This is a genomic window from Streptomyces sp. ATLC9 (assembly GCF_057196705.1).
In genome coordinates, this window is record NZ_JBXUOY010000372.1 from 1 (window position 1) to 4240 (window position 4240).

The window sequence follows — 4240 nt, forward strand, 5'->3', positions numbered from 1 at the left end:
CCCCTCTTCTGAAGAGGGGCGCCCCGCCGCCGGCGTTCCCGTCTCCGCGGCGGTCCGGCGGGTCTCAGTACGTGTAGAAGCCCGCGCCGGTCTTGCGGCCCAGGCGGCCGGCGTCGACCATCCGCTGCAGCAGCGGCGGAGCGGCGTACAGCGGCTCCTTGTACTCCTCGTACATCGAGTACGCGACCGAGGCGACGGTGTCCAGGCCGATGAGGTCGGCGAGCTTGAGCGGCCCCATGGGGTGCGCGCAGCCCATCTCCATGCCGTTGTCGATGTCCTCGCGGCTGGCGATGCCCGTCTCGAACATCCGGATGGCCGAGAGCAGGTAAGGGATCAGCAGCGCGTTGACCACGAAGCCCGAGCGGTCCTGGGCGCGGATGGCGTGCTTGCCCAGCAGCTTGACGACCGCGGTCTCGGCCCGCGCGATGGTGTCGTCGGAGGTGGTCAGCGCGGGGATCAGCTCCACCAGCCGCTGCACCGGCGCGGGGTTGAAGAAGTGGATGCCGATCACCCGGTCCGGACGGGAGGTCGCCACGGCCAGCTTCACCAGCGGGATGGAGGAGGTGTTGGAGGCCAGGATCGCGTCCGGGCTGGTCACCACCTGGTCGAGGATCTGGAAGATCTCGGTCTTGACCTGCTCGTTCTCCACGACCGCCTCGATCACCAGATCGCGGTCGGCGAACTCGCCGAGGTCGGTGGTGAAGGAGAGGCGCTCCAGAGTGGCGTCGCGCTCCGCCTCGCTGATCTTGCCTCGTGCGGCGGCCTTCTCCAGGGAGGTCACCAGCCGGGTACGGCCTATCTCCAGGGCTTCGCCGGTGGTCTCGGCGACCATGACGTCCAGGCCTGCCCGTGCGCAGACCTCGGCGATACCCGAGCCCATCTGGCCGCAGCCCACCACTCCGACGCGTTCGATGTCGGTCACATCGTGCCTTTCGCTGATCCACTGGTCCGTGACGCCGCCCCCGTACGGTTCCGGCCGCAGCGCCTCGCCGACCGACGTTACCGCGTCGAGCCGGGGAAACGGGCGGCCGGGGCTCGGCGGTCCCCGCCGGCCGGCCGTCCGGAAGACCGGCTCGTGGCGTGGGCCTCCCCGTTGACCTCGTGGGCGACGGAGCGCCGCGCGGTGCCCGGGGCCGGGCTCACGGAGGCGGTCGGTCATCCTCCGGCCGGGCCGGCGCCGCCGGTGTGACGGCCGCCGACCCTCTCTTGGACATGGACACGGCATCCTCGGACAGAGCCGACCGCGCGGGCGGTGCTGCGCCGACGGGCGCTCACGCGTCCGCTACGCACGGTTGCCGCCCGGCTACCCGGCCGGGATGATCGGGTGAGTCGTCGTCAGGAGGAGGCAGCATGGGGTTTTTCTCTCGGAGGACCTTCGGTGCGGCGGCGGTCGGAGTGCTTTCCGGTTCGCTGCTGACCGGCCCGGGGGCGGGAGCGGCGTCGGCGGGGGAGCGGGACGGGAGCGGCCGGCGCCGGCAGCGCCCGCAGTTGCGCGGAGTGTGGGTGGCGACCGTCGCCAACATCGACTGGCCGGCCAGGCCCGGGCTCGCCGCGGCCGAGCAGCGAAGGCAGCTGCTGGCACACCTGGACATGGCGGTCGAGCGCCGTCTCAACACGGTGTTCTTCCAGGTGAGGCCCACCGCGGACGCCCTGTGGCCCTCGCCGTACGAGCCCTGGGCGCAGTATCTCACCGGCACCCAGGGCGAGGATCCCGGCTGGGATCCGCTGGGCTTCGCCGTGTGCGAGGCCCACCGGCGCGGGCTGGAGCTGCACGCCTGGTTCAACCCCTACCGGGTGGCCAACCACACCGACCCCGCGCGGCTGGCGGGCTCCCACCCCGCGCGCCGACACCCGGAGTGGGTGGTGGCCTACGGCGGCAAGCTCTACTACAACCCCGGGCTCCCCGAGGTGCGTGCCTTCGTCCAGGACGCGATGTTCGACGCGGTGGAGCGCTACGACATCGACGGCGTGCACTGGGACGACTACTTCTACCCGTACCCGGTGGCGGGCGAGGTCTTCGACGACGACGCCGCCTACGAGCGGTACGGCGCGGCCTTCGCCGACCGGGCCGACTGGCGGCGCGACAACATCGACCGGCTGGTACGGGAGACCGCGCTGCGCCTGAGGCGGACCAAACCGCGCGTGCGCTTCGGGATCAGCCCCTTCGCCGTGTGGCGCAACGCGGGCACCGACCCGGCGGGCTCCGACACCCGCGCGGGCGTGGAGACCTACGACGACCTGTACGCCGACACCCGCAAGTGGGTGCGTGAGCGCTGGATCGACTGCATCGTGCCGCAGGTGTACTGGAACATCGGCTTCGCCGCCGCCGACTACGCGAAGCTGGTGCCCTGGTGGGCCGACGTGGTGAGGGGCACCGGCGTCGAACTCCACATCGGCGAGGCGCTGTACAAGGCGGGTGACCCGGCCCAGGGGCCGGCCTGGCACGATCCGGCCGAACTCTCACGCCACCTGGCGTTCTGCGGCCGCCATCCCGAGGTCCGCGGCAACGCCTACTTCTCGGCGAGACACGTCGCCGCGGACCCGATCGGAGCGATGAGCCGGGTGGTGGAGGAGCATTACGACCGGCCGGTGCGGGCGCCCCGCTAGCCGGTCTCCGGCAGTGCTTCCGCGTGTTCCCCCGTTCGGCGTGGGGCCCGGTGTCAGCGGCGCCGGGGCTCGCCGTGCTCCAGCAGGGGCTCGCCGTGGTGCCGCACCACGGAGTCGGGCCCCGGCGACATCACGGTCTCGTGTCCGTCCTCGAAGCGGACCCGGTACGGCGGCTCGCCGTTCGTGCCCAGTACCTCGATGATCTCCGCGACCCTCTCGTGCTGCCCCACGAACCTGCCGTGGACCAGCAGCAGGTCTCCCGCGTTCGCCTGCATCGGCGGTCTCCTGTCCGTGTAAAGAAGAAAATCCCTTCCATCCCGATTCTAGGGGCGGAAGGCGGCCGGGCGCCCGCGAGCGCGGAAGCGGGGAGACGGAGGGGAGCGGAGAGAAGCAGGAGGTGAGCGAGGGGGAGCGGATGGGAGACGGGGGAGAGGCAAAACCGGTCGACGGGCCGCACCGGGGCTGCCAGGCTCTCCAGCCATGAACACCCCGTACGAGATCTCCACCGACCCCGCCCGCCTCGACGTCGCCCGCGTCCACCGCTGGCTGTCCACCGACGCCTACTGGGCGCTGGGCCGCAGTCGCGTGAAACAGGAGACGGCCATCGCGGGCTCGCTCAACCTCGGGGCGTACGACCGGGCCACCGGCGAGCAGCTCGGCTATGCGCGGGTGGTCACCGACCGGGCCACCTTCGCCTGGCTGTGCGATGTCTACGTCGCCCCCGCCGCCCGCGGCCGGGGCCTGGGGAAGGCGCTGGTGGGAGCCGCGCTCGCGGAACTGGAACCCTGCGGGCTGGGGCGGGTGCTGCTGGCCACCGAGGACGCGCACGGCCTCTACGAGGGACTCGGCTTCCGCCGGCCGGCGGCTCCGGGGCAGCTGATGGCGCTGGTCCCCGGGTGATCCGGGCATACGTCCGAAAACAGTCCGCGCCCGACCGTCGAACAATCCGGTTCACGGTTCTACCATCCGGTAATGCACCTGCGGATCACGCTGCTCGCCGCCGCCCGCAGCTCGTCCCCGCTGGACGTGCGCTTCGAGGACGACCGTCCTCTGGACGCCGCCGGGTGGCGGGAGGCCGAGCGGGCCATCCCGGCGTACGCGCACCTGGCGGGCGCCGAGCTGCGCTACTGCTCCCCGACCATGCGCTGCCGCGAGACCGGGGACGTCCTGGGTATGCGGCCGCTGGCCCAGCCCGCGCTGCGCGAGTGCGACATGGGCCGGTGGCGCGGACGCACCCTCAGGGAGGTCGCCGCGGTCGAGCCGCGGGCCGTGGACATCTGGCTCGCCGACCCCCACGCCACTCCGCACGGGGGCGAGTCGCTGTTCTCCTTCATCCTGCGGATCGGCGAATGGCTCGACACCCGGCCCGGCGGCGAGGGCGGCGCCCTGATCGCCGCGGTCGCCGAGCCGACGGTGCTGCGCGCGGCCGCGGTGTACGCGCTGAAGGCGCCGCCGCACACCTACTGGCGGGTGGACGTCCGGCCGCTGTCGTCGGTCACCCTGGCCGGGTGGGCGGGGGACTGGACGCTGGCCATGGACCACTGACGCGCGGCGGGGGGGGGGGGGGGGGGGGGCCCCCCCCCCCCCCCCCCCCGCCCCCCCCCCCAACACCCCCCGCCGCGGGGCGCCCCCC

The 4240-nt window shown here is 72.9% G+C and carries 5 protein-coding genes; 3 read left to right on the forward strand and 2 right to left on the reverse strand.

The genetic code is table 11. The features are described from left to right. Positions 1 to 64: 64 nt before the first annotated feature. The gene (locus AC2CJA_RS24815) at positions 65 to 922 is read right to left on the reverse strand and encodes a 3-hydroxybutyryl-CoA dehydrogenase (RefSeq protein ID WP_484604913.1); all 858 of its coding nucleotides are present in this window, start codon (positions 920 to 922) and stop codon (positions 65 to 67) included. 428 nt (positions 923 to 1350) lie between these two features. On the opposite strand from AC2CJA_RS24815, the gene AC2CJA_RS24820 reads away from it, so the two are divergent. Further along, positions 1351 to 2607, forward strand: a complete 1257-nt coding sequence (locus tag AC2CJA_RS24820) for a glycoside hydrolase family 10-like protein (protein WP_484604914.1) — start codon at positions 1351 to 1353, stop codon at positions 2605 to 2607. A 53-nt stretch (positions 2608 to 2660) separates the two neighbouring features. On the opposite strand, the gene AC2CJA_RS24825 is transcribed toward AC2CJA_RS24820, so the two are convergent. After that, positions 2661 to 2882: a DUF1918 domain-containing protein gene (locus tag AC2CJA_RS24825; RefSeq protein WP_101257188.1), complete on the reverse strand. Its 222-nt coding sequence runs from the start codon at positions 2880 to 2882 to the stop codon at positions 2661 to 2663. A 205-nt stretch (positions 2883 to 3087) separates the two neighbouring features. On the opposite strand from AC2CJA_RS24825, the gene AC2CJA_RS24830 reads away from it, so the two are divergent. Together AC2CJA_RS24830 and AC2CJA_RS24835 are read left to right on the forward strand one after the other, a co-directional pair. Continuing rightward, positions 3088 to 3507 (forward strand): GNAT family N-acetyltransferase, encoded by a 420-nt coding sequence (locus tag AC2CJA_RS24830; RefSeq protein WP_484604915.1) that lies wholly within the window; start codon positions 3088 to 3090, stop codon positions 3505 to 3507. Between the two features lie 72 nt (positions 3508 to 3579). Continuing rightward, positions 3580 to 4152 (forward strand): histidine phosphatase family protein, encoded by a 573-nt coding sequence (locus AC2CJA_RS24835; RefSeq protein ID WP_484604916.1) that lies wholly within the window; start codon positions 3580 to 3582, stop codon positions 4150 to 4152. Positions 4153 to 4240 lie beyond the last annotated feature (88 nt).

What these genes read in the sequence shown, in the direction of transcription:
- AC2CJA_RS24820 (WP_484604914.1), top strand. Translation starts at nt 1,351, where the DNA reads ATGGGGTTTTTCTCTCGGAGGACCTTCGGTGCGGCGGCGGTCGGAGTG.
- AC2CJA_RS24830 (WP_484604915.1), top strand. Translation starts at nt 3,088, where the DNA reads ATGAACACCCCGTACGAGATCTCCACCGACCCCGCCCGCCTCGACGTC.
- AC2CJA_RS24825 (WP_101257188.1), bottom strand. Translation starts at nt 2,882, where the DNA reads ATGCAGGCGAACGCGGGAGACCTGCTGCTGGTCCACGGCAGGTTCGTG.
- AC2CJA_RS24835 (WP_484604916.1), top strand. Translation starts at nt 3,580, where the DNA reads ATGCACCTGCGGATCACGCTGCTCGCCGCCGCCCGCAGCTCGTCCCCG.